The following is a 24,948-nucleotide window of genomic DNA, read 5'->3' on the forward strand; positions in this document are numbered from 1 at the left end:
AAGCTTTATTATCAGTCTTCAAACTTCTTGTCCGGATTGGCAGAGGATCGGTTGACCCCGGTGCCCTTTCCAAGGTCAGGATCATTTTCCTTGGCTGCCATGGTCAACACCGAGATGACCAGCAGGCTGGCAACGAAGGCGATGCCGAAGGCCGCCAAGCCGATGTCGAAGCGCAGTGGATTCTGCGATCCGCCGGTGGAGCTGATCAGGCCGACCACGCCGGAGACAAGGCCCAAGATCAGCGAGAAGCTCAGTGGGCCCTTGATTGACTGGCTCCACGGTTGCTTCTTCTTATTGTTTCCCACCAGAAACTCCGTTTCTACTCTTGCTGCTGACCTGAGGACTAGTTGTTGCCCTGGTCCGGGGTATTGTTCGTGGCCGGTGCGGCCGCCTTCATCTCGTGGCGATGGCCGAAGGCTGCAATCAGCGCGAAGACCGCGAGAACAATGGTGCCGCCGCCAATCAGGCCGAACAATGCGTGTGCATCCAGGCCGCCGCTGAAGCACAGCGAAATGGCCAAGATCACGCCCACCGCGCCGGTCACCAGCTGGTTCCTGAACGGCGGGAAGGCCTCGCGGAGCTTGGCGAAGACCACGAGTTCGGCAATGCCGGCTGCCAGGAAGGCGAACGCTGCCACGTAGCCAACCCAGGTGATCGAGCTGACGAAGATGGTTGCGATGCCAGCCATGAGCATCAGCCCAGCACCCAGTGCGTAGGGGGCGCGCGACTTCTCAGGAGCGCTTTCCACCGATACGTACTGCCACATGAATACGCCAGTGACAACGAGGAACGCTGCCGTCGAGTAGGTCACGACCTTCTCATCTGCGCCGATCCAGAAAATCGACATCAGGGCATAGGCCAGGGCTGCCAGACCGCGCAGGAACACTGGGCGGAAGACATCTGAAGCTTGGACTGGGGTGGTTTTTGGTGCAGGCACAATCTCTATTCTACCGCTCATAGAACTAACCGCCACTTCGCCCGGAGTTAATCACGTCAGCGGCGGCGGCGGATCAGCGACTCGCCCAGGTCCTTGATGCTGGCAGCGCCCATCAGCTGCATATTCACTTCCACTTCCTTGGCCAGCAATTCGATGGCACGGCTGACGCCTTCCTCGCCGCCAGCCATCAGGCCGTAGAGGTAGGCGCGGCCAATGAGCACGAAATCGGCTCCGGCGCACAGTGCGGCGACAATGTCCGCACCGGACATGATGCCCGAATCCATGATGATTTCCATGCCCTCACCGACTTCGGCGCGCACCTCGCTGAGCGCTTCGAAGGCAATCGGCGCACGGTCCAGCTGGCGTCCGCCATGGTTGGACACCACCAGGCCGTCAGCACCGGCAGCCTTTGCCTTGGCGGCGTCCTCGCGGGTGAGCACGCCCTTGACGAACAGCTGGCCGGTCCACAGCTCGCGGATCCATTCCAGGTCGTCGAAGTCCAAGGAGGAATCGAACATGGAGTTGATGATGGTCGGCAGGTCTGCCGAGGTATCGGATAGCGAGGCGAACTTCAGCGAATCGGTGGTCAGGAAGTTGTACCACCACTCCGGACGGTAGGAGGCATCCAAGACGGTCTTCAGCGTCAGCTCGGGCGGGATCTTCATGCCGTTGCGGGCATCGCGGTGGCGCTGGCCGGCTACCGGGGTATCCACGGTGACCAGCAGGGTGTCGAAGCCTGCCGCGGCCGCGCGTTCCACCAGCGCCTTGGACTTCTCGCGGTCCTTCCACAGATAGAGCTGGAACCACTTGCGCCCCTCCGGTGCCGCCGCGGCGACTTCCTCGATGGAGCGGGTGCCCATGGTGGACAGGCTGAAGGGAATCCCGGCCTTCTGGGCAGCCCTGGATCCGCCGATTTCTCCCTCGGAGTGCATGAAGCGGGTGAAACCGGTGGGCGCGATGCCGAAAGGCAGCGCCGATGGCGCACCGGCAATGGCGGTGGACAGGTCCGAGTGCGCGGTGCCGTGCAGGATGCGCGGCAGCAGCTCGACGTTGTCGAATACCTCGCGGGCGCGCCTCGCGGTGATCTCGCGGCCGGCGGCGCCGTCGACATAGTCGAAGGCCGCGGCGGGGGTGCGGCGCTTGGCGATCCTGCGCAGATCCCAGAGGTCAGCGGCGCTGGCCAGGCGGGCGGCCCGGCGATCGGTGGTGGGGAGCTTGAACTTCATCAGGCTGACCAGTTCGGCGACGTCCGGCAGCTGGCGCTTGAGGTTACCCATTGGTTGTTCCTTCTTCGGTGGAAATGCGTTGGTTCAGTACAGGTTGCGCGTGCTCGCGCGGGTGCCGATGAAGATCGCCACGGCCGAGGACAGGCAGCACAGGGCCAGGTAGCCGGCCGGCATCACGATGGAGCCATTGCCTGCCTGCAGCAGCGCGGCGGCGATCAGCGGCGAGAGTCCGGCGACGATGGCGCCGTTCAGTTCGCGGGCCAGGGCGATCCCGGAGAAGCGGATCGAAACGGGGAACAGCTCGGTGAGGAAGGCGCCCTGGGCACCTGAGGTGCACGGAATCACCAGTGCGTAGCCGGCGGCGATGCCCAATAGCCCGTAGGCGAATTCGCCGGTGGAGACCATCGCGAAGATCGGGAAGGCGAGGACCAGGCCGGAGATGTTTCCAGCAGCCAGCACCTTGGAGGCGCCGAACCGGTCAGCCAGCCAGCCGCCGACCGGCGTGAGCACCACGGAGACCAGCGAGCCCAGGGTGACCGCCAGCAGCGCCTGGCTGCGTTCCATGCCGCTGGTGACCATCAGGCTCAGCGCGAAGACCGCGAGGATGTAGTTCACCGCATTGTGCCCGGTGATGGCCAGGAAGCCCAGGATAACCCGGCGCCAGTGCCCGGCGAACACCTGCACGATGGGCAGCTTGGCCTGCTGCTGGCTGGCGCGGGCCGAGGCCATGGCGGCGGCGTAGTCCGGGGTTTCCTCCAGCTTGTTGCGGATGTAGATGGCCACCACGAACAGCAGCGCCGAGATCAGGAAGGGAATGCGCCAGGCCCAGCCGAGCAAGGCCTCGTCGCCGGCCAGCGAGACCAGGAAGAAGCACACGGTGGCCAGAGCAATGCCCAGCGGAGGGGTGGCGAGCACCAGCGAGGTGTAGAGGCCGCGTTTCTTCGGCTCCACGTATTCGGCTACCAGGGTCATTGCCCCGGTCAGCTCGGCGCCGGCGCCGAAGCCCTGGATCAGGCGCAGCAGCACCAACAGGCCCACGGACCATACGCCCCAGCTGGCTGCGGTGGGCAGCAGGCCGATGCCCACGGTGGCGACGCCCATCAGGATGACCGAGAGCAGCATCGCTGGGCGGCGGCCGAACTTGTCCCCGAGATGCCCGATGACCACTCCGCCCAGCGGGCGGGCCACGAAGCCCACCGCGAAGGTGGCAAAGGAGGCGATGGAGGCCGCCGAGCCACCGGCCCCGGAGAAGAACAGCGGGCCGATCACCACCGACGCGGCCGCGCCATACAGCGCGTAGTCATACCATTCGATGGCCGTGCCGAAGACGGAGGCGAACAGGGCTCGACGCCGGTTGCGCGCTTGCTGCCCGCTGGCTGGGTTCTGGGTGATCGGCACAGTCATAGTCCTTGCGATGAAGTAGTGTTCCCGTAAGATTCCTGAAATATATTTCATCCAAGACTAGAGTGTTGCCCAGAACGGCACCTAGATCAGGTAGCTACATTACGCGCAGGAGAATCGGAGAATCATGGCCAGCTCACTCTCCGAACAGCTCACCATCACCTTGCGCGAACGCATCAACCGCGGGGAGCTCGCCCCAGGCACCCTGATCATCGAGCCGGCCCTCGCCCAGGAATTCGACGTCTCCAAAACCCCGGTACGCGAATCCCTGCGCCAGCTCACCAGCGAAGGCCTGCTGCAGATCCTGCCCAAGAAGGGCTATCTGGTGTGCGCCATTTCGCTGAACGATGTCTACGAAGTCCTAGAGCTGCGCAGCCTGCTCGAACCGCATGTGGCCGGACAGGTGGCCAGCATGCACTCGGCGGCGCTCGTCGTGTCCCTGGCCGGTCATCTGGAGGCCCAGGAGAAGCTGTCGGTCAGCGATCCCATCGCCTCCATGCATGCGGCCCAGCGCTTCCACAGCGAACTGGCGGCGGCCTCGCGCAATTCGCGCCTGGTAGCCAGCCTGGAAAACTGCTTCGCGCAAACCGCCCGCGCCCACTACGTACTGCCTTCCATGCAGCCGTACATGTCCCAATCGGACGAGCTGGCCGAGCACCGGGCGATCTTCAACGCCATCCAGAATTCAGATCCAGCCGCGGCCACCGAGGCCATGGCGCTGCACCTGGAATCCATCCGCACCGCCATGCTCGGCCAGCACTAGCCGCCGAGCCCACCGACTGCCAAACGGACTTTGACCGGGAGCCGCAGCTCCCGGAGCAACCGGCATCGGGTGGCCAGGTGGCCGGCCATCAGCTGCCCAGCCGCATCCATGCGGTGTTCTTGGCGCGCAGCGACAGGGTCACACCGCGAGCCGCCATGTAGCCCAGGGCGAAGGCTACCCAGATCCACAAGATCGCCGAGGTGGCGTCCTGCGCGAAGACATGGATCACCCAGAGCATCGGTGCGTAGACCACTAGGTTCAGCACACCGACCAAGCCGAGGTAGCGGGCATCGCCGGCTCCAATGAGCACCCCGTCCAGGACGAACACCAGGCCGCACAACGGCTGGGACAACGCCAGCACCCACAGCCCGATGGTGGTCAGCTGGCGGATCTGCTCATCCTGCGTGAACATCATCGGGAAAACCCACGACGTGGCAAATAGCAGGATGCCGGTGGCCACGCCGAAGTAGATGCCCCAGCGGCTCATGATGCCGGTAAGCTTGCGGACCTGTTCGGCATCCCCGCGGCCCAGCTCCTGGCCAATCAGGGCCTGGGCCGCGATGGCCAAAGCGTCCAGCGCGAAGGCCAGGAAGCTGAAGATGGTGAAGACCAGCTGGTGCGCGGCCAGCGTCTGGTCGCCGGCATTGGTGGCCACCAGAACGGTGAGCAGCAAGGCCGCGCGCATGCTCAGGTTGCGCAGCATCAGCCAGGAGCCGACCTGCCCGGTGGAAATGAACCCGGACCAGCTCGGTGCCAGGGAGATCCCTTGAGCCCTGACCCTTGGAAGGATCATCCACAAATACACCAGTGCCATCATCCACTGGGCAATCGAAGTTCCCAGCGCGGCACCCGCTACCGACATGTCGGCCCAGTAGACCAGGATGAAGTTCAGGACGATATTCAGTCCGAAGCCGACGGTGGCCACGACCAGCGGCGTTTTCGTGTCCTGCATGCCGCGCAGCACGCCGGTGGCTGCCAGGACCAGCAGCATCGCGGTCAGGCCGGGCATCGAATAGTTGATGTAGTCCACGGCGAATTGCGCGGTTTCCCCTTCGCCGCCCATCAAACGCACCAGGCTCCCGGCACCGAAGTATCCGGCCAGCGACAGCACCAGGCCGAGGACGACGGCAAACCACATGCCGTCGCGGCCTGCGGCCATGGCCTTGCCCGGATCGCCGGCACCCAGGGCGCGGGCCACTGCAGGGGTGGTGGCGTAGGCCAGGAAGATCATCAGCCCCACCGCCGTATGCAGCACCGTGGTGCCCAGGGCGGCGCCGGCCAGCTCGGCCACGCCAAGGTGGCCGACAATAGCCGAGTCAGCCATCAGGAACAGCGGCTCGGCAATCAGCGCACCCAGCGCGGGAACGGCCAGGGCAAGGATCTGCCGGCCCATGCTCCGCGGGGATTCGGTGGGGGTTGAAGGATTCACAACCCCAACTCTACGAAGCGGCGTGCAGTTTCACCATTTGCGTCCCGGGTGCGGAGATTGCAGATGCCGTCCTCTTTCCTGCATCCGGGGCTGGCACTAGGTTGGATGGCAAGCAAGACGCAACCATCACCATCAATAGAAGACGGATTCATCCATGGGAGAAGAACAGATCGGCCATTGGCAATGCGCAGGCTGCGCCGTGGAGTTCCCGCCGGGCGCTCCACCTGCCGGCCCGTGCCCCATCTGCGCCGATGAACGCCAATACATTCCCGGCGGCACCCAGCGCTGGGTGCGCACCGAAGAGCTGGCAGCGGCCGGGCACCAACTGACCATCACCTCCCTCGAACCGGGGCTGAGCGCCATATCTTCTCCGGAGATCGGCATTGGCCAAAGCTCGCTGCTCGTGGAGACCACCGATGGCAACCTGCTCTTCGATGTGCCGGGGCTGATTACCGGCGAGATCATTGACTGGCTCAGGAGCCGCGGAAAGCTCGCGGCGATTGTGGCAAGCCATCCGCATATGTACGGGGTGCAGCAGCAGTACAGCCAGGCGCTGGGCGATGCGCCGATCTTCGTCGCCGAGAAGGATAAGGCGTGGGTCCAGTATTCATCGGACGCGATCACTACCTGGTCCGAACCCTTTGACGTGCTGCCCGGGATCAAGCTGATCCAGCTCGGCGGCCACTTCCCGGGCAGCACGGTGGCCATCTGGGAAGCAGGTGCCGATGGCCGTGGCGTCATGCTGGCCGGTGACGCGATTTTTCCTGTGGCCGATGGCAACGTGACGTTCCTGCGCAGCTATCCCAACCGGATTCCGCTCTCGGCTGCTGTGGTTCGGCGCTTGGCCGCGACGCTGGCGCCGGAAAGATTCGACCGCCTCTACAACAACTTCGCTTCCTGCATCCGGGCCGATGCGCACCGGGTAGTGCAGTTCTCGGCCGAACGCTATGCACGCTGGGCATCTGGAGAATTCGACCATCTGACCTGATCATCTGCGAAGAAAATGAGTATTCCGTGTGCGGAATATGATTTACCGGCGCAGGGATGGATCCGTCCTGGACAGCAAGGAGGCCAGGATCAGGGCAACCACCTGCAGTGCTCCCACGCAGAGCACCACGCTGGCCCACCCGTAGTGCAGGAACGGGATGCCGATGAGCCAGCCCAGCAGCGATGAGCCGACGTAGTAGAACAGGTTGTACAGGCTGGAGGCTTGGGCGCGGGCCCCGGTTGCCAGCACCGGAACCCACCCGCTGGCCACCGCGTGGGCGGCGAAGAAGCCGGCAGTGAAGATCAGCAGCCCGGCGATGATGACAACCAGGTTCCCGGCCAGCGTCAGCAGCAGGCCGACTGCGCTGAGCAGGATGCTGATGCGCAGCGTATTGCGGCGTCCGGCCTTGGCCACGAGCTTGCTGCTGGCCACCGAGGTGTAGGTCCCCGAGAGGTAGGCCAGGAAGACCAGTGCCGCCCACGAGGCCGGGATCAGGTAGGGCGGTGCTTCCAGCCGGAATGCCAGGTAGTTGTAGACGGCGACGAAGCCGCCCATGAGCAGGAAGCCCTGTGCATAGACCAGCGCCATCCTGCCGCGCAACGCCTGCGCGAATTTCCTGGCGATGCTGCCCAAGTTCTGGTCCCGGATGGGAGCGAAGCCCTGCGCGCTGGGAGCCTTGAGCAGGAAGAAGAGCGTCGCCAGGCCGGCCATGATGCTCACGGCAGCGATGCCCCAGCGCCACCCCGCAGGGTCTGCGACAAAGCTGGCAACCAGGCGGCCGGCCAGCCCGCCCAGGGTGGTGCCGGAAATATAGGTGCCGCTGGCCACCGCAACGGCGCGCGGATTGACCTCATCGACCAGGAAGGCCAGTGCCGAACCGGGCACTCCGGCCAGGGCGATGCCTTCGAAGAAGCGGATCGCCACCAGGAACTCGAAGCTTGGCGCCAGGCAGCTGAGCATTCCCAGGGCAACCGAAGAGACCAGGGCGATGCTGATGACCTTGCGGCGCCCGACCCTGTCGGAGATGATCGCCCAGGGAGTCACCGCCAAGGCCAGCCCCAGGGTTGCCGAGGACACGGCCAACGCTGTTCGCGAGGAGGTGATCTCGAAGTAGCTGGCGATCACGGGCAGCAGCCCCTGCACCGCATACAGCTGGGAGAAGGTGGCGACACCCCCGGCAAAAAGCGCCAGCAGCATGCCGCGGTAGGCGGGGGTATTCGGTTCGAGCCCGGTAAATGCCACTGCCTAGACCCCGGCAGGAAGCAGCGGGTAGATCAGGTAGACCACCAGCAGCGCCACGGTGTTGTTGATGACATGCAGCATGTAGGAGTAGGCCAGCGACTTGCCGCTGAGGATGTATGCGACGGCCATCATGACGCCCAGCATGAAGTACGGCACCACTTCAAGCCAGGATCCGATGCCGGCCCCAATGAAGTGGATGCTGGCGAACAGCACCGTGGAGATCAATGCGCACAGCCAGACGTTCAGCTTGCGCGACAGCTTGCCGATGAGCAGATGGCGGAACAGGTATTCCTCGACGAAGGGGCCGAAGAGCGCGGTCACTACCAGCATGACCGGCAGCGGCACGGTTCCGGCCATGGATTCCAGGGCTGCCTGGTTCTCGCTGGTGACCACCTGGCCAGTCAAGGCGGCGATGATCCCGTTGACCATGATGGTCAACAACCAGCCTCCGGGCAGCATCAGCCATTTGGCCCAGGGGTGGTACCGCATGGTCTTGAACGATTCGAAGAACTGCGCCCCGCACTGGATCATCGCAAGAATGAAGAAGGTGACGTACAGGATCAGGTTGATCCCGAACAACGCCTGTTCCTGGGTCGAGAAGGCACTCATGTAGCCGGGGATCAAGCCGATGAGGGCTGCCGCGCCGCCGACAAAGAAGACGAGGTAGGCAATGACTGTCCAGAGGTCGCCCTTGGTGAACGGTCCTGCATCGAATACACGCTGTCTGCGTCGGGGAACAACAGGATAGTTCGGGTAGTCAGGCAGCTGATGCATATCCCCTAGCCTATCTGCCTCGGCTGGGGATCCGTTGTGTTTGGGGTTTGACGCACGCAAGCGAAACCGAAGACCTCGCAGGTGTGGTCAGTGAACGAGCGGAGCGGGCCGAGCTCCAGGACAAATGTTCCGCGGAATTCGGCAGTGATCTTGGCCAGGCATCCAAGATCAAGAATGCGTCATGATGGCTCATGCTGCTGAGTTCAGTTGCCCGCATATTCGAAGTGCCATGCTTCGGCGTACGGATTCCTGCTTCCGTTGGCGCGGAATTCTTCCAGATTTTTCCGGTGAATCCAGTTGTATTTCTTGGAGTTGGCCTTCAGCCACTTGTAGTACTTGCCCTTGAATGAGTAGTTGAAGGTCTCAGGCACGTCGATGGCCAATCCCCAACCGTGGTTCGAGGTGCCCGGTTTGGCCGCGATGTAGTGGCCGAGCTCCTGATAGAGGAGCTTCTGCGTATCCAGGGTGCGGTAGGCCAGATCGATATCCAGGTTCTTCCCGAATTTCTTCTTGAAGGCGGCGTTCAACCTGCCCAGGTCTGCAGCGGCCGGGGCGGCGATCAGCGTTTTCTCCTTGTCCCAGTGCAGGGCCACCAGCATCGAGGAGGGCAGCTTCCCATTGGCTTGCTTCAGTACTGTGGCCCGGGTGGTCTTCGCGGAGTTGCTGGTCTTGGCATTGGTGCTGCGTTTCAGTGCCGAGGCTTTCATCCAGCCATCTGCCCCTTGGGTGCGCATGTAGTACCAGCCGGAGACCGGGCCGGCTTTCTTTTCCCACGCTTTGTCGCGATAGGCGATCGAGTTCTTCGGGATGTCGCCGATGCGCTTCTTGCCCTTGACCGAGGCGAACAGGTCTGCGCCGGAAGTTTTGGCGAAGTAGCGGTCCGTCAGGCCTGCGCGGTTGGTGGTGTACGGGCCGGCATCGATGGCGCAGCCCTTGGAGCAGGTCGTGACGTATGCGCCAGAGATCCACCCAGTCTTGCCCTGGGTGGATATCTTGTACCAGCCGTTGGCTGCTTTGGATGTCGCGTAGGCCGGCTGGCCCTTGCTGATCTTCCCGACGACACTGTGCCCGGTTCCCGCCCCCTTGCGGATATTCATCGTCGATTCCGGGGTGACCCAGAGCTTCACGCTTTTCACCCGCTTCGGCGTCTTGCCGGTGCCGGAGGTCTTGGTGACCTTGGCGTATTCATTGGAAATCCAACCGGTCTTCTTGTTGTACGTGACCTGGTACCAGCCGTTGGAAGCCTGGGACTTGACCGTGACCGTCTTGTTTTTCGGGATGGTTAGGATGACGCGGTGCTTGGTGCTGGAACCGGAGCGCATGTTCAGGTTGCTGGTGGTCTTGACCTGCACTACACGGTTGGCGGCAGGCACCTGCAGTGCTCCGGGGGCCGATAGCGACGCGGAAGGCTGGGCAGACGCAGCTTGCTGTGTAACCGGGTGCGGCTGCGCGGCGCCGGCCGGCACCAGGCCGCCCAAGGCCAGCGCACCGGCCAGCAGTGCGCTGGCAGTTGAAACGGCGAATCGTCGCGGAGAACTGAACTGTGTTTTCACGGCGGTGGAATCTTCCATTGGGCACGGATTGGATGGTGTCCTGCGCAAAGCCGTTCCCGATGCGAGCGAGATTGCCGATTCGACGCCTGACCTAGTTAATCATGCAACGTCCAGGCCAAATCCGGTACTTCGTCAGCGGGGTTTGCGATCGAAGAGCTGCGCACCGACGATGCCAGCGAGCACTCCCAACAGGTTGCCCGCGGCGCGTTCCCAAAGGACATCCGCATTGACGCTCGGGTCGGCGAGCTCAAGCATCAGCATGATCAGCGGAGTGAAAAAGCTCAGCGCCAGCCCGTAGTTTCGGGTCATGTAGCCCTCGGTGGGGAACATCAGCACGATGATCACCAGCCCCAGGGCCAGCTGGGGCAGCTGCAGATGGTAGATGCCCAGAAGCACCCCCAGTCCGGCCACGGTGCCGGTCACACGGTGCAGTCCCCTGCCCAGGCGGCCACGGGCGTTGCCCGCCGCCAGCGGCACCACCGAACCGGCCATGACCCATTGCAGGTGTTCCAGGTGCAGCCCGATGGCCAGGGCTCCTGCCAGCATCACCACGCTGGCGTAGCAGGCGGCGCGGCGCAGCGCTTCCGGCCAGCCGATCGGATCATGCCCGGGATATCCGCTTGCCGCAGCTCCAAACGTGGCGGTCTGTCCCACAGCAATGCAGAACAGTGCGGTGACCACGAACGCCGCCAAACCCGCCACGGACGGCGATTGCCCCACCGGGAGGCTGGCCAGCGCCCCGAAGGCGAACAGCGGGAAGAACGAGCCGCCGGGCTTGAGCCCGTAGCGGTCCGCGGCCAGCGAACTAGTGCAGGCCCAGAAAATGCCTCCGGCGAGCAGCGCCCATCCGTCAAGTCCCCACGGCGCGATGACGATGCCGGATATGCCGGCGCACAGCATCATGGTTCCGGCCAGGGCCTGGTCCTTGAGACGCTGCACCCGGTGCGGGCTGCGGCCGTACATTCCGACCACCGAACCGAAGACCGCGTAGACCATGAGGTCCACCCGCCCCAGCAACAGCAGTGCGGCGCCGGGAATCGCCAATCCGAAGCCGACACGCAGGGCGGGGCGGATCTCGGGGCTGTGGGACAGCACAAAACCCCGCCACGCCGCGGAGGCCAACGCCGGGGCCAGGCTTCCCGTTTTCGGGATTCTGGCCGGCTCGGCCGGCACATTCCGGAAATTCGCCATGATCGCTCCTTGCGGGTCGTCCAGCTTCCTGCAAAAAGGAGCGGTTCTACCACTTCAGAGTTGCATCAACACTTTGATCATGTCCAAGCATTATTTCTGATGTTTCAATCGGTCTAACTTATCAAGCCAAGTCAAGATCCTTTGTTACGGATGGATACAGGTCGCCCGTCGCAGAGAGCAATGCGCGTAACATGAGCGGCAGCGGCTGGTGCCCGGTCATCACCAAGCTGATTTGGCTGGTGATGCGGGGACCGGCAAGGGGCGTCTGGACAAGGCCCGGCAGCTCGCCCAGGGGTTCGAGCCACTGCTTCGGGACTACGCTCGCCCAGCGGCCGGTGGCCACCTGCGCCAGCAGCGTGATCATCGAATCGCACTCGATGCGCGGCTCGGCGCTGCGCCCGTGGCAAGCCAGCACCTCGTCCAGCAGCTGGCGGCCGCGCATGGAGGAATCCAGCAGGCACAACGGCAGCGAGAGCACCTCGTCCACGGCGGTTGGCTGCCCCTCGCCAGCGAACATCCCTGCCTTGGTGAGAAGCACGTGCTCCTCACGGTACAAGGGCAGCGCGAGCAGTCCACCCAACTGCGCAGGATCCGCGTAGACCAGCCCCGCATCGAGTTCGTAGCCGCGGACCTGGGCAATGATGCCGGTGGAGCGCAGGCTGCTCTGGACATGGATCGCTGCATTCGGATTGGCCCGGGCGAAGGCATCGGAAAGCTGCGCGACCGTGGAGGACGCGGCGGGCACCACGCCCAGGCGCAGCGTGCCGGTCAGCCCGGATTGCAGCGCCGCCACCTCCTGGGCCAGCGCATCGCGGTCGGCCAGCAGGCGCTGGGCCCAGCGCAGCACCGTTTCGCCTTCCGCGGTCAGCCCCTGGAACGCGTGCCCGCGGCGCACCAGCGGCACCCCGAGCCCGGCTTCAAGCTTCCTGATGGATTCGGACAGCGCCGGCTGGGAAATGCGGCACTCCTGGGCGGCCCGCGCGAAATGCTGTTCCCGGGCCAGGGCAACGAAGTATTCCAACTGCCTAAACATCACCTGTCCATTGCACCACGCTCACCTCGGGTCACGCGGTCGGGGCATGCAAAAAGCCGCGGCTGGAATGGACCAAGGTCCAGTCCAGCCGCGGCTCTGATACCGCTAGTTCCTATGAGTCGAGGTTCGTCCCTGGCTCGGGAACCGGCGCATCGGTCAGCGGCATTCCGCCGGTAGCAGGCACCGCAGCCGTATCCGGGTTCGCATCCACGTCCTCGGCCGGGCCGGCAAACTGGGACTGGTACAACCGGTAGTAGGCGCCCTTCGTTCCCAGCAGGTACTCGTGGTTGCCCTGCTCCACAATCCGTCCAGCCTCCATCACCAGGATGGTGTCGGCATCGCGGATCGTGGACAGACGGTGGGCAATCACGAAGCTGGTGCGGTCGCTGCGCAGCGCGGCCATGGCCTGCTGCACCAGCAGCTCGGTACGGGTATCGACCGAGCTGGTCGCCTCGTCCAGGATCAGCAGCGACGGGTTCGCCACGAACGCGCGGGCGATGGTGATCAGCTGCTTCTCACCGGCCGACACGTTGGTGCCTTCCTCGTCGATGATGGTGTCATAGCCATCGGGCAGGGCGCGCACGAAACGGTCCACGAAGGTCGCCTTGGCCGCCTCGATGACTTCCTCATCGGTCGCATCCAGCCGGCCGTAGCGGATGTTCTCCATGATGCTTCCGCCGAACAGCCACGCATCCTGCAGCACCATGCCCACCTTCGAGCGCAGGTCGGCGCGCGAGAGCTCGGTGATGTCGCGGTTATCGAGCATGATCTTGCCCGAGTTCAGCTCGTAGAAGCGCATCACCAGGTTCACCAGCGTGGTCTTGCCGGCGCCGGTCGGCCCGACAATGGCCACCGTGTGGCCAGGATCCGCATCGAAGGACAGGTTCTCGATCAGCGGCTTGTCTTCGCTGTAGGAGAAGGACACGTTCTCGAAGGAGACATGGCCATCGGTACGGGCAGGCAGCGTGTCCTGCGCGCGGTCCGGCTCCTGCTCTTCGGCATCCAGCAGCTCGAAGGTGCGCTCGGCCGAGGCCACGCCGGACTGCAGCATGTTGGCCACGCCGGCAATCTGGCCCAGCGGCTGGGTGAACTCGCGCGAGTACTGGATGAACGCGGTGGCATCGCCCAGGCTCATGGTGCCCGAGGCCACGCGCAAGCCGCCCACCACAGCGATGCCCACATAGGCCAGGTAGGAAACGAAGTTCATCACCGGCATGATCATGCCCGAGACGAACTGGGCGCCGAAGCTGGCTTTGTACAGCTCCTCGTTGCGTGCGGTGAAGCGCTCTACCATGTCCTCTTCACGGCCGAAGACCTTCATCAGCTCGTGGCCGGAGAAGGATTCCTCGATCTGGCCGTTGAGCGCACCGGTGTTCTTCCACTGCGCGGTGAACAGCTTCTGCGCCCGGGTGCCGATGACGCCCGCGGCGACTGCCGAGAGCGGCAGGGCCACCAGCGCGATCAGCGCCATCTGCCAGGAGACCACGAACATCATGATCACGATGCCCAGCACCGTCATGATCGAGGAGACCAGCTGGCTCAGCGCTTGCTGCAGCGCGTTCTGGATGTTGTCCACGTCGTTGGTCACGCGCGAGAGCAGGTCGCCGCGCTGGCGCGTGTCGAAGTAGTTCAGCGGCAGCTTGTTGATCTTGTCCTCGACGTCCTTGCGCAGGTTGTAGACCACGCGCATGACCAGCCTGTTCAGCAGCCAGCCCGAGGCCCAGGAGAAGAGCGAGGCGATGAAGTACATGGACAGCACAATCAGGATGTACTGCGAGAGCTGGGTGAAGTCGATGCCCTGCCCGGGGACGAAGTCCACCTTCGAGAGCATGTCGGCCTGGGTGTCCTGCCCGGAGTCGCGCAGCTGCGCAATGACCAGTTCCGCGGGCGTGCCCTCGGGGATGTTCTTGCCGATCAGCCCGGCAAAGATCACGTCCATGGCCTTGCCCAGGATCCGCGGGGCGATCACCGAGAGCACCACGTATACGGTGATCAGGGCGAAGACCAGCACCATGCCCAGCTTGTATGGGGACATCAGCCCGATCAGCCGCTTGGCCGATGGCCAGAAGTGCTGGGCCTTGCGCACCGGGGCGCCGCCGGACCAGTCGTCGGCTCCCGCCGCGGCTTCGAATTCATTGACGTCTGCGAGCTCGCTGTCGAGCTGCGCCGAATCGATATTCTTCTGCTTCTTCGCCACTTAGGCCACCTCCTCCACGCTCAGCTGGGATGCAACGATTTCCTGATAGGTTTCCGAGGTTTCGAGCAGCTGCTCGTGGGTTCCCCGGGCGACGATTTCGCCATGGTCCAGGACCAGGATCTGGTCTGCACCGGTAATCGTCGAGACGCGCTGGGCCACGATGATCACCGCGGCGTCCTTGGTCGGTTCGGCCAGGGCGGCACGCAGCTTGGCATCGGTGTTCACATCCAGCGCCGAGAATGAATCATCGAAGAGATAGGTGTTCGGCTTGGCGGCCAAGGCCCGTGCGATGCACAGGCGCTGGCGCTGTCCGCCGGAGACGTTGGTGCCACCCTGGGAGATCTTGGAGTCCAGCTGGCCCTCGCGTTCTGCCACGAACCCTTCAGCCTGGGCGACCCGCAACGCTTCCCACAGCTCGTCCTCGGTGGCCTCCTGGGCGCCGAAGCGCAGGTTGCTCGCGATGGTTCCGGAGAACAGGTAGGGCCGCTGCGGCACCGCGGAGATGTTCCGTGAAATGGTGTCGCGGCCCAGGTCCTTCAGCGGCACCCCGCCGATGAGGATCTCCCCTTCGGTGGCGTCGTAGAGCCGCGGAATCAGGTTCAGCAAGGTGGTCTTGCCAGCACCGGTGGACCCGATGATGGCAGTGGTCTGCCCGGGCTTCGCGGTGAAGGAGATGTCCGAGAGCACCGGAGCCTCGGCCCCCGGGTACCCGAAGGTGACGTTCTTGAATTCCACGATGCCCGGGGTGGGCAGCTCGATCTGCCTTTCGGCGGCGTCGAGCATGCTCGGCTCGCTGTCCAGCACCTCGGCAATGCGGTCGGCGGAAACCATGGCGCGCGGGACCATCATGGCCATGAAAGTGCCCATCATGACTGCCATGAGGATCTGCAGCAGGTACTGCAGGAACGCGGTCAACGCACCGACCTCCACGTCGCCGTTGTCCACGCGGTGACCACCGAACCAGAGCACGGCGGCGGTGGACAGGTGCAGGATCATGGTGATCGCCGGGAACATCAGCACGAACAGGTTGCCGACCTTCACGCCCAGGTCGGTCAGCTTCTGGTTGGCATCGGCATAGCGTTCGGTTTCATGCTCTTCGCGCACGAAGGCGCGCACCACGCGGATGCCGGTGATCTGCTCGCGCAGCACGCCGTTGATCCCGTCGATGCGGGTCTGCATGTCGCGGAACAACGGCATCAGCTTGATGACCAGCAGGCCGACGACAATGAGCACCAGCGGCACGGATACCCAGACGAGCCAGGACAGCCCCGGGTCTTCGCGGATCGCCATGATCACGCCGCCGATGGACATGATCGGCGCGGTGATCATGAAGTTCAGCGCCATCAGGGTGAGCATCTGGATCTGCTGCACGTCATTGGTGCCGCGGGTGATCAAGGTAGCGGCACCGAACTTGTTGACGTCCTGGGCGGAGAAGGTGGCGACCTTCTCGAAGACCGCCTGGCGGACATCGCGTCCGACGCTCATGGAGGTCTTGGCGCCGAAGTAGACGGCGGCGACGGCGGTGGCCACCTGGATCAGGGCCACCACCAGCATCAGTCCGCCGGTGCGCCAGATGTAGTCGATATCGGCATTGACCACGCCGACATCGATGATCTTGGCGTTCAGGCTGGGAAGGTAGAGCGTAGCCATGGTGGTGGCCAGCTGCAATATGACTACTGCGGCAATCCACCCGGCATAGGGTTTGGAGTGTTTCAAGATGAGCTTGAGAAGCATGTGGAAAATCCTCGCTGGCATCACGCTCTCCGGCATGCTGGACCTTCGGATTAAGGGCAGCGTGATTGAAGAGCGATTGCCAGTCTAGCGCTCCGCTTGGACACTTAGTATCATCCTTCCGATTGATATTTGCCAACCAGTGATTAACGCCCGATTAACCTCAAGATTCCGGGGATGGTGGCGTTAATCATAGATTATGGAATTAACGCAAAGCGGCTTGGTTTCCGGCGGATTTTCATCCACCGGAAACCAAGCCCCAGTTACGCCTGCACGCTGCCGGGAACCTCGCTGGCGCAGTTCCCTCGGATGTACTTGGACAGGGCCACGGACGGGCGTTCGAAGCCCAGCAGCCGCGGGAATTCCGCCCAGGCTTCGGGCACCAGCTGCACAATGTGCTCAGGGCGCGTCCGCTCTTCCATGATGCTTCGGCCAGTGATCGGGTCCTTGCCGGTCACCCGCAGATATCTCTGGCCAGCCTGCGGGTTTTTGGCGGTGATCCCGAGCAGTTCCAGCCGTCGCCCAAGGAGTTCTTGGTCCCCGACATTTCTGCAGAGCCGGCGGGCATGGTCCAGCGCGGCTTTCAGCCCTGCGTTGACAGCCCAGTACAGTTCCGGGGTGAATCCGGCGGCAATCCAGCGGGCCACGTATTCGTGGATGTGGGGAAGATTCAGGCACAGCAGTCCACCTCGCTGCTTCTCGGCTTCGAAGGCCAGGAATCCCCCTGACTGGAGGGTGCTCGATCCTGCGTGGAAAGGATAGTCCAGCAGCACGCTGTGCCACTTCCGCTCGCCGTCGGTTCCTTGCGGATTCCCTGTTGTGTATTCATGATTGGCGCCCATGTCATCCTCGCGTTCCGTCCAGGCGGCGCAGCATCTTGAAGGATCAGCACCACCGATCGACTTGCCCGGGATGGCTTCCCGGACCGGCTCTTCCCCTGGGGCACCCCGCTCGATGAGGAGGGTTGCCACGCGGCTAGCCAGGTACTTAGCGCCGCGATTCTGTGAGCTTGGTTCGATAGTACTGGGCACCACCGACAGTTCGGCTTGGGCCGGTGCGCAGCACCGGCCCAGCAAGCGATTCGATCAGTTCCCGATTGGCGGCGGCGCCACCTCGTCGTGCTTGGTCTTCTCGCTGTCCTTCTGCTTTTCGGAAGGCACAGTCACGATGATCGACGCGATGGCGATGACCACCATCAGCACGTTGAACAACAGGCCGATGGCGCCACCGAAGCGCAACGCCACATTGTCCTGCCGGCCAATGAACAGGCCCCAGGACTGGATCAGTGCCGGATCCATGGCCTGTCCAGCCACATACAGGGCCGCGGAGATGGCCACGCCGATGGCGTTGCCCAGTGACGAGGCCATCTTGTAGATGCCGGACGCGGAACCCACCTCGCTGTCGGGGACATTGGACAGCGCCGCGTCGGTGGACGGCGTGGCATAGAAGCCCAGGCCGATGCCGAACAGCGTGAACCCGATCACGGAGAGCAAGATGTACTGGTCGATATACAGGAAAGTCATCGAGCACATCAGGATGCCCACACCGGTGATCATCGATCCCCAGAGCATCGGCTTCTTCGGCCCGAAGCGCTGCAGCAGCTTCTCACCCACGCGGATCGTGGCAAGGATGGCCACCAGATAGCCCAAGGTCAGCAGGCCGGACTGCAGCGAGGACATCCCGGCCGCCACCTGGACCAGGCCCAGCGAGACAATCAGCGTGCCTGCCGCGCCATTGAGCAGGAAGTTGGACAGCGTGGCGCCGGTGAAGGTGCCGTTGGAGAACAGCTTCAGGTTCACGAAGGGATTGCGGCTGCGCACCTCGATCTGCAAGAACAGCAGCCCGGTGACCACGAAGATCGCCACGAGCGCGATGCCTCCCAGGCTCAGCCAGCCGATATTCGGACCCTGGGAAATGTAGACGTTGATGGAGACCAGCATGACGATGAAGAAGATGAGGCCGGTGAAGTCGACGCGGCGCTCGGCTGCCGGATCCTGCTCGGCCTTGGATTCCGGGGTGCCCTTGAGCAGGAAGAGCGCCAGCACCGAGAGCACGATGGAGGTCCAGAAGATCGAACACCAGCCCAGGAAGCTGGTGGCCATCAGCCCGCCGAACAGTGCGCAGAACCCGGAACCGCCCCAGGAGCCGATGGACCAGTAGGACAGGGCCCGCTGGCGGCCCTTCCCCTCGTAGTAGGTCTTCACCAAGGCCATGGTCGCAGGGATGATGCAGGCGGCGGACAGGCCCTGGACCACGCGGCCGCCCAGCAGCATGGCGCTGGTCAGCCCGCCCAGGTTCTCCGGGGTCAGGGCGATCAGCAGCGAGCCGGCGATGGAAAGCCAGATGCCCAGGTAAAGGATTTTCGCCCGGCCCAGCCGGTCGACCAGTCCGCCGGCGACCACGATGAAGATGCCGGAGAACAGCGAGTTGATGGACACCGCCAGATCGGCCAACGTTTCTTCGACGCCCAGCTGTCCGCGGATCCCGGGAATGACGTTCAGCAGGGTCTGGGCGAAAAGCCAGAAGTTGATGACTGCCAGGACGATGCCCAGCAGCCATTTGTCGGTGGGCTGCTAGGTAGTGGCGCCCGTGGTTGGTGCTGCGGACATCGTCTGCTCCCTACTCTTGTGCTCCGTTGTCCAGGTAGGCCAGTGCGGCCACCACCTGGGTGCTGGTTGCTGTTTGGAGGGTTGGGTGGATCACCGGTGCGAAGAACGGCGAGTGGTTGGCAGGGATATCGGAGGCGACGGTTCCCGCGGCCACCGCATCCTTGTATTTCTGCGGATCCACGCAGCCCACCGTCCAGTAGGCATAGGGAATGCCGAAGGCATCCGGAATGGTGCTGAAGTCCTCCGAGGCGGTGGCCGGGTCTGCATGGTAGACCTGTCCCTCGGGGAAATGGGCTTCGAAAGCCGCGGTGATCTTGGCGTTGGCCGTCTCGTCATTGCTGGTGAGCGGGAACTGGTCGTAGAACTCGAACTCCGGTTCCTTGGGCGAGCCGGCAGCCTGGCATTCGCCGCGCACAATCCGGTGGATGGAATCGATGACGCGCTGGCGGATGGCTGGCTCGTAGGTGCGGATATTCAGCAGCAGCTGAGCGCGGTCCGGGATGATGTTCGCGGTGGTGCCCGCGGTCAGCGACCCGACGGTGAGCACCGCGAAGTGCCCGGGCTGGGTTTCGCGGGAAACCACTGTCTGCAGCTTGAGCACAATGGAGGAGGCCAGCACCACAGGGTCCACCGAGTTGTGCGGCATCGAGCCATGGGCTCCGCGTCCATGCACAGTGATCCGAAGGCAATCCCCGGCAGAGAGAATCGGCCCGGCGGTGGTCCCGATCATTCCGGCTTCGGCAGGCATCACATGCTGCGCCAAGGCCACCTCGGGCGTGGGGATCTTGTCCACCAGCCCGTCTTCCACCATCGCCTTGGCGCCGGCAGCGGTTTCCTCGGCCGGCTGGAACAGGGCAATGTAGATGCCGGACCAGGCCTCCTTGTTCCTGGCGAGATACTTTGCCGCACCGAGCAGGGTGGCCATGTGCATATCGTGGCCGCAGGCGTGCATGGCGCCCGGAACCTCGGAGGAATACTCCAGCCCGGTGTCCTCGGTGACCGGCAGCGCGTCCATGTCGGCGCGAGCCAGGACTACCGGGCCCTCGCCATTGCGCAGGACGCCCACTATTCCGGTGCCGCCGATCAGCTGGACTTCATAGCCAAGATCTTCAAGTTCCTCGCAGATCCGCGCCGAGGTTTCATGCTCCTTCAGCCCCAGCTCGGGATTGCGGTGGAAATGCTTGTAGAGCTCTTCTTGCCATGACAGCTGTTCCTCGATCGAAGCGGTGATTTCCTGTGCAGTGCCCACTGGGTCCCCCTCTCTTCGCGCCGAGCTGCGGTTAGCCGACATGGCCCAGCTGGCTCCGGTGATTTCAATCTATCCCCCGGCTGGCCAAGCAGTCCAGCAACCGGTTGAATGCAATATTCGGCAACTTCGGCGAGCGCCCGCGCCGCTAGCGGTCCTGCTCGGTGCAGATGCAGAACCTGTTGCCCTGCCGATCCGTCGCCACGGTGAAGCTCGGAGCGTACTGGCTATCAAGTTCCGTGCCTTCGCTGCCCAGCGCTTCGAGTACCGGCTGGCTCTCCGAGAACGGGACCCAGACATCCAAATGCAGCCGGTTAGGGTTGGGGTCTTCTGTTTTCTGGAACCAGATGGCAGGCAAGCGGTGGTTCGGGTCAACTAGGCTGCCGTCCTCCTGCTGCTGGTATCCCAGGCCGGCAGCCCACTGCGCGGCGACCTGCTGCGGGTCGGCTGTATCGATGCCGATTTCCAACGTGCGGATCAATTCCGGGCGGGAAGTGGCGCCAAGTGCCCGGGCCTGTTCGGAGATCCTGCGTGCCAGGGCGATATCCCGGGTGGTCACCCGCCCTCCGGCGTCATGGGAAGTAGTGGTGACGAAGACGCGGTTGTAGCGCCAGTCCACGTCCGGGTGGTGGTTGTCCATTTCGGCGGCTCCGGCGATATCACTGAAGAGCTCGATGGCGGATGCCGCTGTTTTGGTCTGGAAAACGGCGGCTATGCCGCCGGGGATTTCCCGCCAATGCGGCAGGTCCTCCAGATAGTCGCTGATCTGCTGGTCACTGAGAATGTCGTTGCTGCCCATGCGTATCTCCTCCTTGAAAACACGATGGCACCGGTGCCGCTTCGCCTCAAGGAGATTTCCTGAATGCACAGGTTTCCATCAGTGCCAGCGATCTGGATGTCTCCTGTGAACTGATGCGCCACCTGTCCGTACGCGGGCGGGACGGCCTAGCCTCGATGGCAAAGCGCAAGGAGGCCAGAATTCCATGCTGAACATCTTCCAAGCCGAGATCAATGATTCGACGCTGGATGACATCAAGTCTGCGCAAAGCAATCGCAAGCGCCGGCGGCTGCGCCGTGCCGCTGTCCTGGCGGTTGCGGTCATCGTCGTGGCTGCCTTGCTCGGCCTGTTCGACCAGGAGCAGACCGTGGTGAAGGACGGCGACAGCTTCACGGCCGAAGTGCAGCTCCCCACCGTGATCAGAGCCGGAAATGAAATCGAGCTGAGGATTGAAATCACCGCTGCCGAGCCGTTGCCCGAGACCATCACCCTGGAGCTGAACGAGGACTACCTGATGCTCTTCGAGGACTTCTCGGCCTTTCCCGAACCCGAGTCCGTAGCAAGCGGCGCAGGTGGCACCATCCAATTCGAGGTGGCCCCGGTGCCAGGGTCCAGGCAAATGGTCGCCACGCTCACCGGCCGCGCCTCGGATCAGTGGTCCCCGAGCACCGGCGGGGTGCTGGGCATCGAGGTGAAGGGCAATACAACGGAACTAGAGATCAGAACCTGGAGGATCCCCTGATGGATATCGTCATCCGCGCTGCCGTCGCGTTCATCATCCTGTGGCTGGCCACCCGCACCGCGGGACGGTCCACCCTCGGCGAGCTCAGTTCATTCGAGCTGGTGCTCTTCGTGGTGCTGGGCGATTTGGTGCAGCAAGGCATCACCATGGAAGACCGTTCGCTGGTCGGCAGCTTGCTGGCGGCCTTCACCATGATCGTGCTCGCAGCGATCCTGAACTATGCAAATATGCGATGGCCCAAGCTGGGCAAGCTGATGCAGGGCAGGCCCATTGTGCTGGTGCGCGACGGGGTGCTTGACCGCAAGGCGTTGCATGCTGAGCGCATTGGCCTGGATGAGTTGAGCATGCTGGCCCGCCAAGCCGGCATCGAGAACTACAGCAGCATCCGGCTGGCCATATTGGAAGCCAGCGGCAAGATTTCCTTTTTCACCCAGGAAGCCCAGTCCCGATCCTGAGCACAGTTGCCGGAAATGCGGGAAAGCGAGCGGTGCCAACCAGATAGGTTGGCACCGCTCGCTTTGTGCGCTCGGTCCGCTACTGCTCTTCCGGGGTCTCGCGCTGATCGGGCAGGTTGGCGCTGCGCTCCGCGTCCAGCCCGGGGTCCTCGAACTCTTCGGGTTCATCGAGCTGCGTGTCATCGACAGCGCGTTCCCCGTCCAGCGGTTCGACCAGCGTGGTTTCGGGATTCAGCAGCAGCGGGTCCTCGTCCCGTTCGGCCAGGATGCGCTCTGCCCCGCGCAACGGGTCATCCGCATCCAGCTGCGCAGGCGCATCCGAGGAGCCTTCGGCCGGTTGGCTGTCGCGGCCATCCAGCGGCTCGTCGATGTCCTGGTCCTTGCGCACATTCTCGAATTCTTCATTGTTCAGTGACATTTGCGCTCCTCTTTCCTTGTCAATAGGGAAATGATTTCTTCGGTGTCCATCAGTTTCTGCCGATGCTGGGTGCTCATGTATTCCAGTGCGTTCTGCCCTGCCTGCGGGTCCGGGGACGCACAGGCATCGGTGGCGACCGCAACCGGCAGGTTCGCGGCAAACGCGTCAGATGCCGTAGCCCGGATGCAGGTATCGGTGGCGACCCCGGCCAGCACCAGGGAACTGGCGCGGCGTTGCAGCAGCAGCGTCGTCAGCTCCGTGTTCCAGAAGGCGCTGTCCCGGCGCTTGACCACTTCGATGGCCCCGGCCAGCTCCAGCTCCTCCAGGTACCCGGCTTTCGCCGTGCCTTCGAAGAGGTAGCCCTGGCCATCCTCGAGCATGTTCAGCGTCCAGGTGGACCTGTCTTCATTGTGCACGGTGCGCACGCTGATCACCGGCACCCCGTCCCGTGCCGCCGCCGCGGCCAGCCGATTGCAGTTGGCAGTGATCTGCTGCCTCGATGCGGCCAGCCCGGGGTCTGCGAAGAAGCCGCGCTGCAGATCGATGAGCAGCAGGGCCGGGTGCCTGAAGTCGCTCGTGGAATCCGTAGCACCCATGACTCAGCTGTGCGCCGCGCAGTGCTGGCAGCAGAACACGTCCTGTTGCTGGCGCACCGGATGGCCCAGGATGGCGCAATTGCAGTGCGCGCACCGCTCAGCCATGTCCTGGATGGCGCATTCGAAACTGTCGTATTGGCCTGAACGCCCATCCCTGCTGAGCATGAACAGCGGGTCCTGGTCGTTTCCGCACAAATCGCAGGTCTGCATTGGTTCTCTCCTGTCTTCTGCTGAGTGTTCCCCTTTGCGGCTAGCGTTCCTCGTCATCCTCGCGGTACTGGTCTTCGGTCGAATCATCCAGATCCGGGTCGATGCCCTCGGCCTCGTGGGCCGGGGCGGGAACGTGCTCGTCATCCGGCTGGCCCAGCGGCCAGGTCTTCTCGACCAGATCCTGGTCCGGGTCCTTCAGCCGATCTGCGGCGTGGGCAATGGCTTCCTTGGCCTTGTCGATGAGTCCCATGGTTCTTGTCCTTCCGGATTGATCCGATACGGTCCTCTAACCGAATACCAGTGAAGCGTGCCCCGCGTACATGGTTAATCGGCTGTTGCCAGCTTCGCCCCGGGCGAGCCTGCAAGGACGCTGGCAATGATTGAAGGCCTGCTTGCGGTGCTGGAACGTGGGGAGCGTCCCCGCAGGAAAACGCGAAAGGAGCACGATCATGGTTGCAGCCAAGGAACTAATGACCTCGCCAGCCAAATGCGTCAAGGAACAGGACTCGGTCCAGGTCGCAGCCCAGCTGATGAAGGACCTGCAGGTCGGCATGCTGCCCATCTGCGGCAAGGATGACCGGCTGGCCGGCACCATCACCGACCGCGATATCGTCATCAACGCCGTAGCCGACGGCGTGGTCACCTCCAGCACCAAGGTCGCCGACTATGCCCAGGGCAAGCCGGTGACCATTGGCGCCGACGATTCCATCGAGGAAGCCATCCGCACCATGCAGGAGCACCAGGTGCGCAGGCTTCCCGTTATCGACGGGCATAAGCTGGTGGGAATGCTCGCCCAGGCGGACATTGCCCGCTACTACGACGAGCAGAGCACCGGAAGCCTGGTCGAAGGGATTTCCCAAGACTAGGACCAGACCAGGACCTGCCGCCGGCAGCAGCACAAGGAAGAGCTTCCGGGCAAACCACGGTTTTCCCGGAAGCTCTGTTCTTGCTCTTGGCGATTTTTCGCGGCAGTTGCCGCGTCACCGTCCGTTGGCGTCCGTGCCTCCCCTCGGGTCATCCAACGAGCTTGGTCCCCGAACCAGGCGGTACACGCCGTAGATGAAGAGCAATGCGCCCCAGCCTGCCACGATCCACAGTGGTCCCGAGGTGCTGTCAGGCGCCGCGAGCAGCGCGTAGATGGCGAATCCTACGGCCACGAGCCCGCCCACAATCGTGAGCCACAGGCCGGGCCGACGGCCGTGAGCCCTATTAATCGGTTTGTCCGTCATGTCTTCATCCTTTCCTGGAAGGAAAGCTCAACCCGCGTCAAAGCGGTCTTCGCTTTCCTCAGACGTATCCTCGGTATTTTCTTTGATGCTCCCCCGGCGGGCCACACGCTCGTCGCCGGGTTCTGCTTCGCCATCCGGCTGCGTGGTGCGTGCCAGGTTCTCGGGCTTGTCTCGGTCGCTCATTGCTTCTCCTGTCGTGG

At 63.5% G+C, this 24,948-nt stretch carries 27 protein-coding genes and 1 riboswitch; of the genes, 5 read left to right on the top strand and 22 right to left on the bottom strand.

Annotated elements, in window-relative coordinates; all coding sequences use genetic code 11:
* Positions 1–11: 11 nt before the first annotated feature.
* From F0M17_RS14840 to F0M17_RS14855, 4 genes are read right to left on the bottom strand one after another with little or no spacing between them, the layout of a single operon-like run.
* Positions 12–305, bottom strand: coding sequence for a hypothetical protein (locus tag F0M17_RS14840; protein ID WP_223308794.1), 294 nt, complete (start codon positions 303–305; stop codon positions 12–14).
* Positions 306–343: 38 nt separating this feature from the next.
* Positions 344–937 (bottom strand): DUF308 domain-containing protein, encoded by a 594-nt coding sequence (locus F0M17_RS14845; RefSeq protein WP_073706939.1) that lies wholly within the window; start codon positions 935–937, stop codon positions 344–346.
* Between the two features lie 56 nt (positions 938–993).
* Complete coding sequence (locus F0M17_RS14850; protein ID WP_073706940.1) at positions 994–2,214, bottom strand: alpha-hydroxy acid oxidase; 1,221 nt, start codon at positions 2,212–2,214, stop codon at positions 994–996.
* 33 nt (positions 2,215–2,247) lie between these two features.
* Positions 2,248–3,567, bottom strand: coding sequence for an MFS transporter (locus tag F0M17_RS14855; protein ID WP_073706941.1), 1,320 nt, complete (start codon positions 3,565–3,567; stop codon positions 2,248–2,250).
* Positions 3,568–3,691: 124 nt separating this feature from the next.
* Here F0M17_RS14855 and F0M17_RS14860 point away from each other — a divergent pair, with 124 nt between their 5' ends.
* Entirely contained in the window at positions 3,692–4,327 is a 636-nt protein-coding gene (locus F0M17_RS14860) for a GntR family transcriptional regulator (RefSeq protein WP_073706942.1), read from the top strand.
* An 88-nt stretch (positions 4,328–4,415) separates the two neighbouring features.
* On the opposite strand, the gene F0M17_RS14865 is transcribed toward F0M17_RS14860, so the two are convergent.
* Complete coding sequence (locus F0M17_RS14865; protein ID WP_073706943.1) at positions 4,416–5,720, bottom strand: MATE family efflux transporter; 1,305 nt, start codon at positions 5,718–5,720, stop codon at positions 4,416–4,418.
* Between the two features lie 190 nt (positions 5,721–5,910).
* Here F0M17_RS14865 and F0M17_RS14870 point away from each other — a divergent pair, with 190 nt between their 5' ends.
* Positions 5,911–6,744: a hydrolase gene (locus F0M17_RS14870; RefSeq protein ID WP_246857071.1), complete on the top strand. Its 834-nt coding sequence runs from the start codon at positions 5,911–5,913 to the stop codon at positions 6,742–6,744.
* 42 nt (positions 6,745–6,786) lie between these two features.
* On the opposite strand, the gene F0M17_RS14875 is transcribed toward F0M17_RS14870, so the two are convergent.
* The 11 genes from F0M17_RS14875 to F0M17_RS14925 all read right to left on the bottom strand — a co-directional run bounded on the left by F0M17_RS14875 (position 6,787) and on the right by F0M17_RS14925 (position 21,119).
* A complete protein-coding gene (locus F0M17_RS14875) occupies positions 6,787–7,986 on the bottom strand; it encodes an MFS transporter (protein WP_073706945.1) in 1,200 nt (399 codons plus the stop codon).
* 3 nt (positions 7,987–7,989) lie between these two features.
* Positions 7,990–8,760, bottom strand: a complete 771-nt coding sequence (locus F0M17_RS14880) for a CPBP family intramembrane glutamic endopeptidase (protein WP_073706946.1) — start codon at positions 8,758–8,760, stop codon at positions 7,990–7,992.
* Positions 8,761–8,963: 203 nt separating this feature from the next.
* Positions 8,964–10,313, bottom strand: coding sequence for an SH3 domain-containing protein (locus tag F0M17_RS14885; protein ID WP_158024676.1), 1,350 nt, complete (start codon positions 10,311–10,313; stop codon positions 8,964–8,966).
* Positions 10,314–10,445: 132 nt separating this feature from the next.
* Positions 10,446–11,504, bottom strand: coding sequence for an FUSC family protein (locus F0M17_RS14890; protein ID WP_083586715.1), 1,059 nt, complete (start codon positions 11,502–11,504; stop codon positions 10,446–10,448).
* 121 nt (positions 11,505–11,625) lie between these two features.
* On the bottom strand, positions 11,626–12,537 hold the full coding sequence (locus F0M17_RS14895; RefSeq protein ID WP_149597437.1) for a LysR family transcriptional regulator: 912 nt from the start codon (positions 12,535–12,537) through the stop codon (positions 11,626–11,628).
* A 112-nt stretch (positions 12,538–12,649) separates the two neighbouring features.
* Positions 12,650–14,734 (bottom strand): ABC transporter ATP-binding protein, encoded by a 2,085-nt coding sequence (locus F0M17_RS14900; RefSeq protein WP_149597438.1) that lies wholly within the window; start codon positions 14,732–14,734, stop codon positions 12,650–12,652.
* Positions 14,735–16,468, bottom strand: a complete 1,734-nt coding sequence (locus tag F0M17_RS14905; protein WP_149597439.1) for an ABC transporter ATP-binding protein — start codon at positions 16,466–16,468, stop codon at positions 14,735–14,737. It lies immediately after the preceding gene.
* A 260-nt stretch (positions 16,469–16,728) separates the two neighbouring features.
* Positions 16,729–17,307 carry a hypothetical protein gene (locus F0M17_RS14910; RefSeq protein WP_143181077.1) on the bottom strand — a complete coding sequence of 193 codons (579 nt, stop codon included), beginning with the start codon at positions 17,305–17,307 and terminating at the stop codon, positions 16,729–16,731.
* A gap of 54 nt (positions 17,308–17,361) precedes the next feature.
* Positions 17,362–17,474, bottom strand: a riboswitch (SAM riboswitch).
* Positions 17,475–17,550: 76 nt separating this feature from the next.
* Positions 17,551–19,020, bottom strand: coding sequence for an MFS transporter (locus F0M17_RS14915; protein WP_149597440.1), 1,470 nt, complete (start codon positions 19,018–19,020; stop codon positions 17,551–17,553).
* 64 nt (positions 19,021–19,084) lie between these two features.
* Positions 19,085–20,323, bottom strand: coding sequence for an amidohydrolase (locus F0M17_RS14920; protein WP_233125319.1), 1,239 nt, complete (start codon positions 20,321–20,323; stop codon positions 19,085–19,087).
* Positions 20,324–20,468: 145 nt separating this feature from the next.
* Positions 20,469–21,119 carry a 4a-hydroxytetrahydrobiopterin dehydratase gene (locus tag F0M17_RS14925; RefSeq protein WP_073706952.1) on the bottom strand — a complete coding sequence of 217 codons (651 nt, stop codon included), beginning with the start codon at positions 21,117–21,119 and terminating at the stop codon, positions 20,469–20,471.
* 184 nt (positions 21,120–21,303) lie between these two features.
* Here F0M17_RS14925 and F0M17_RS14930 point away from each other — a divergent pair, with 184 nt between their 5' ends.
* Positions 21,304–21,840, top strand: coding sequence for a hypothetical protein (locus tag F0M17_RS14930; protein WP_073706953.1), 537 nt, complete (start codon positions 21,304–21,306; stop codon positions 21,838–21,840).
* On the top strand, positions 21,840–22,295 hold the full coding sequence (locus tag F0M17_RS14935; RefSeq protein WP_073706954.1) for a DUF421 domain-containing protein: 456 nt from the start codon (positions 21,840–21,842) through the stop codon (positions 22,293–22,295). Before F0M17_RS14930 ends, F0M17_RS14935 begins: the two co-directional genes overlap by 1 nt.
* Before the next feature lie 79 nt (positions 22,296–22,374).
* On the opposite strand, the gene F0M17_RS14940 is transcribed toward F0M17_RS14935, so the two are convergent.
* From F0M17_RS14940 to F0M17_RS14955, 4 genes are read right to left on the bottom strand one after another with little or no spacing between them, the layout of a single operon-like run.
* The gene (locus tag F0M17_RS14940) at positions 22,375–22,713 is read right to left on the bottom strand and encodes a hypothetical protein (RefSeq protein ID WP_073706955.1); all 339 of its coding nucleotides are present in this window, start codon (positions 22,711–22,713) and stop codon (positions 22,375–22,377) included.
* Positions 22,704–23,309: a cysteine hydrolase family protein gene (locus F0M17_RS14945; RefSeq protein WP_073706956.1), complete on the bottom strand. Its 606-nt coding sequence runs from the start codon at positions 23,307–23,309 to the stop codon at positions 22,704–22,706. The genes F0M17_RS14940 and F0M17_RS14945 overlap by 10 nt, the downstream gene beginning before the upstream one ends.
* 3 nt (positions 23,310–23,312) lie before the next feature.
* Complete coding sequence (locus F0M17_RS14950; RefSeq protein ID WP_073706957.1) at positions 23,313–23,519, bottom strand: hypothetical protein; 207 nt, start codon at positions 23,517–23,519, stop codon at positions 23,313–23,315.
* 40 nt (positions 23,520–23,559) lie between these two features.
* Positions 23,560–23,769, bottom strand: a complete 210-nt coding sequence (locus F0M17_RS14955) for a hypothetical protein (RefSeq protein WP_073706958.1) — start codon at positions 23,767–23,769, stop codon at positions 23,560–23,562.
* Between the two features lie 199 nt (positions 23,770–23,968).
* Between F0M17_RS14955 and F0M17_RS14960 the strand changes: the two genes are divergently transcribed.
* A complete protein-coding gene (locus tag F0M17_RS14960) occupies positions 23,969–24,385 on the top strand; it encodes a CBS domain-containing protein (RefSeq protein WP_073706959.1) in 417 nt (138 codons plus the stop codon).
* Between the two features lie 114 nt (positions 24,386–24,499).
* On the opposite strand, the gene F0M17_RS14965 is transcribed toward F0M17_RS14960, so the two are convergent.
* Complete coding sequence (locus F0M17_RS14965; RefSeq protein WP_066142266.1) at positions 24,500–24,748, bottom strand: hypothetical protein; 249 nt, start codon at positions 24,746–24,748, stop codon at positions 24,500–24,502.
* Between the two features lie 27 nt (positions 24,749–24,775).
* Complete coding sequence (locus F0M17_RS17500; protein WP_158024677.1) at positions 24,776–24,931, bottom strand: hypothetical protein; 156 nt, start codon at positions 24,929–24,931, stop codon at positions 24,776–24,778.
* Positions 24,932–24,948 lie beyond the last annotated feature (17 nt).

The sequence above is a fragment of the Glutamicibacter sp. ZJUTW genome (genome assembly GCF_008370855.1).
GTDB lineage: Bacteria > Actinomycetota > Actinomycetes > Actinomycetales > Micrococcaceae > Glutamicibacter > Glutamicibacter nicotianae.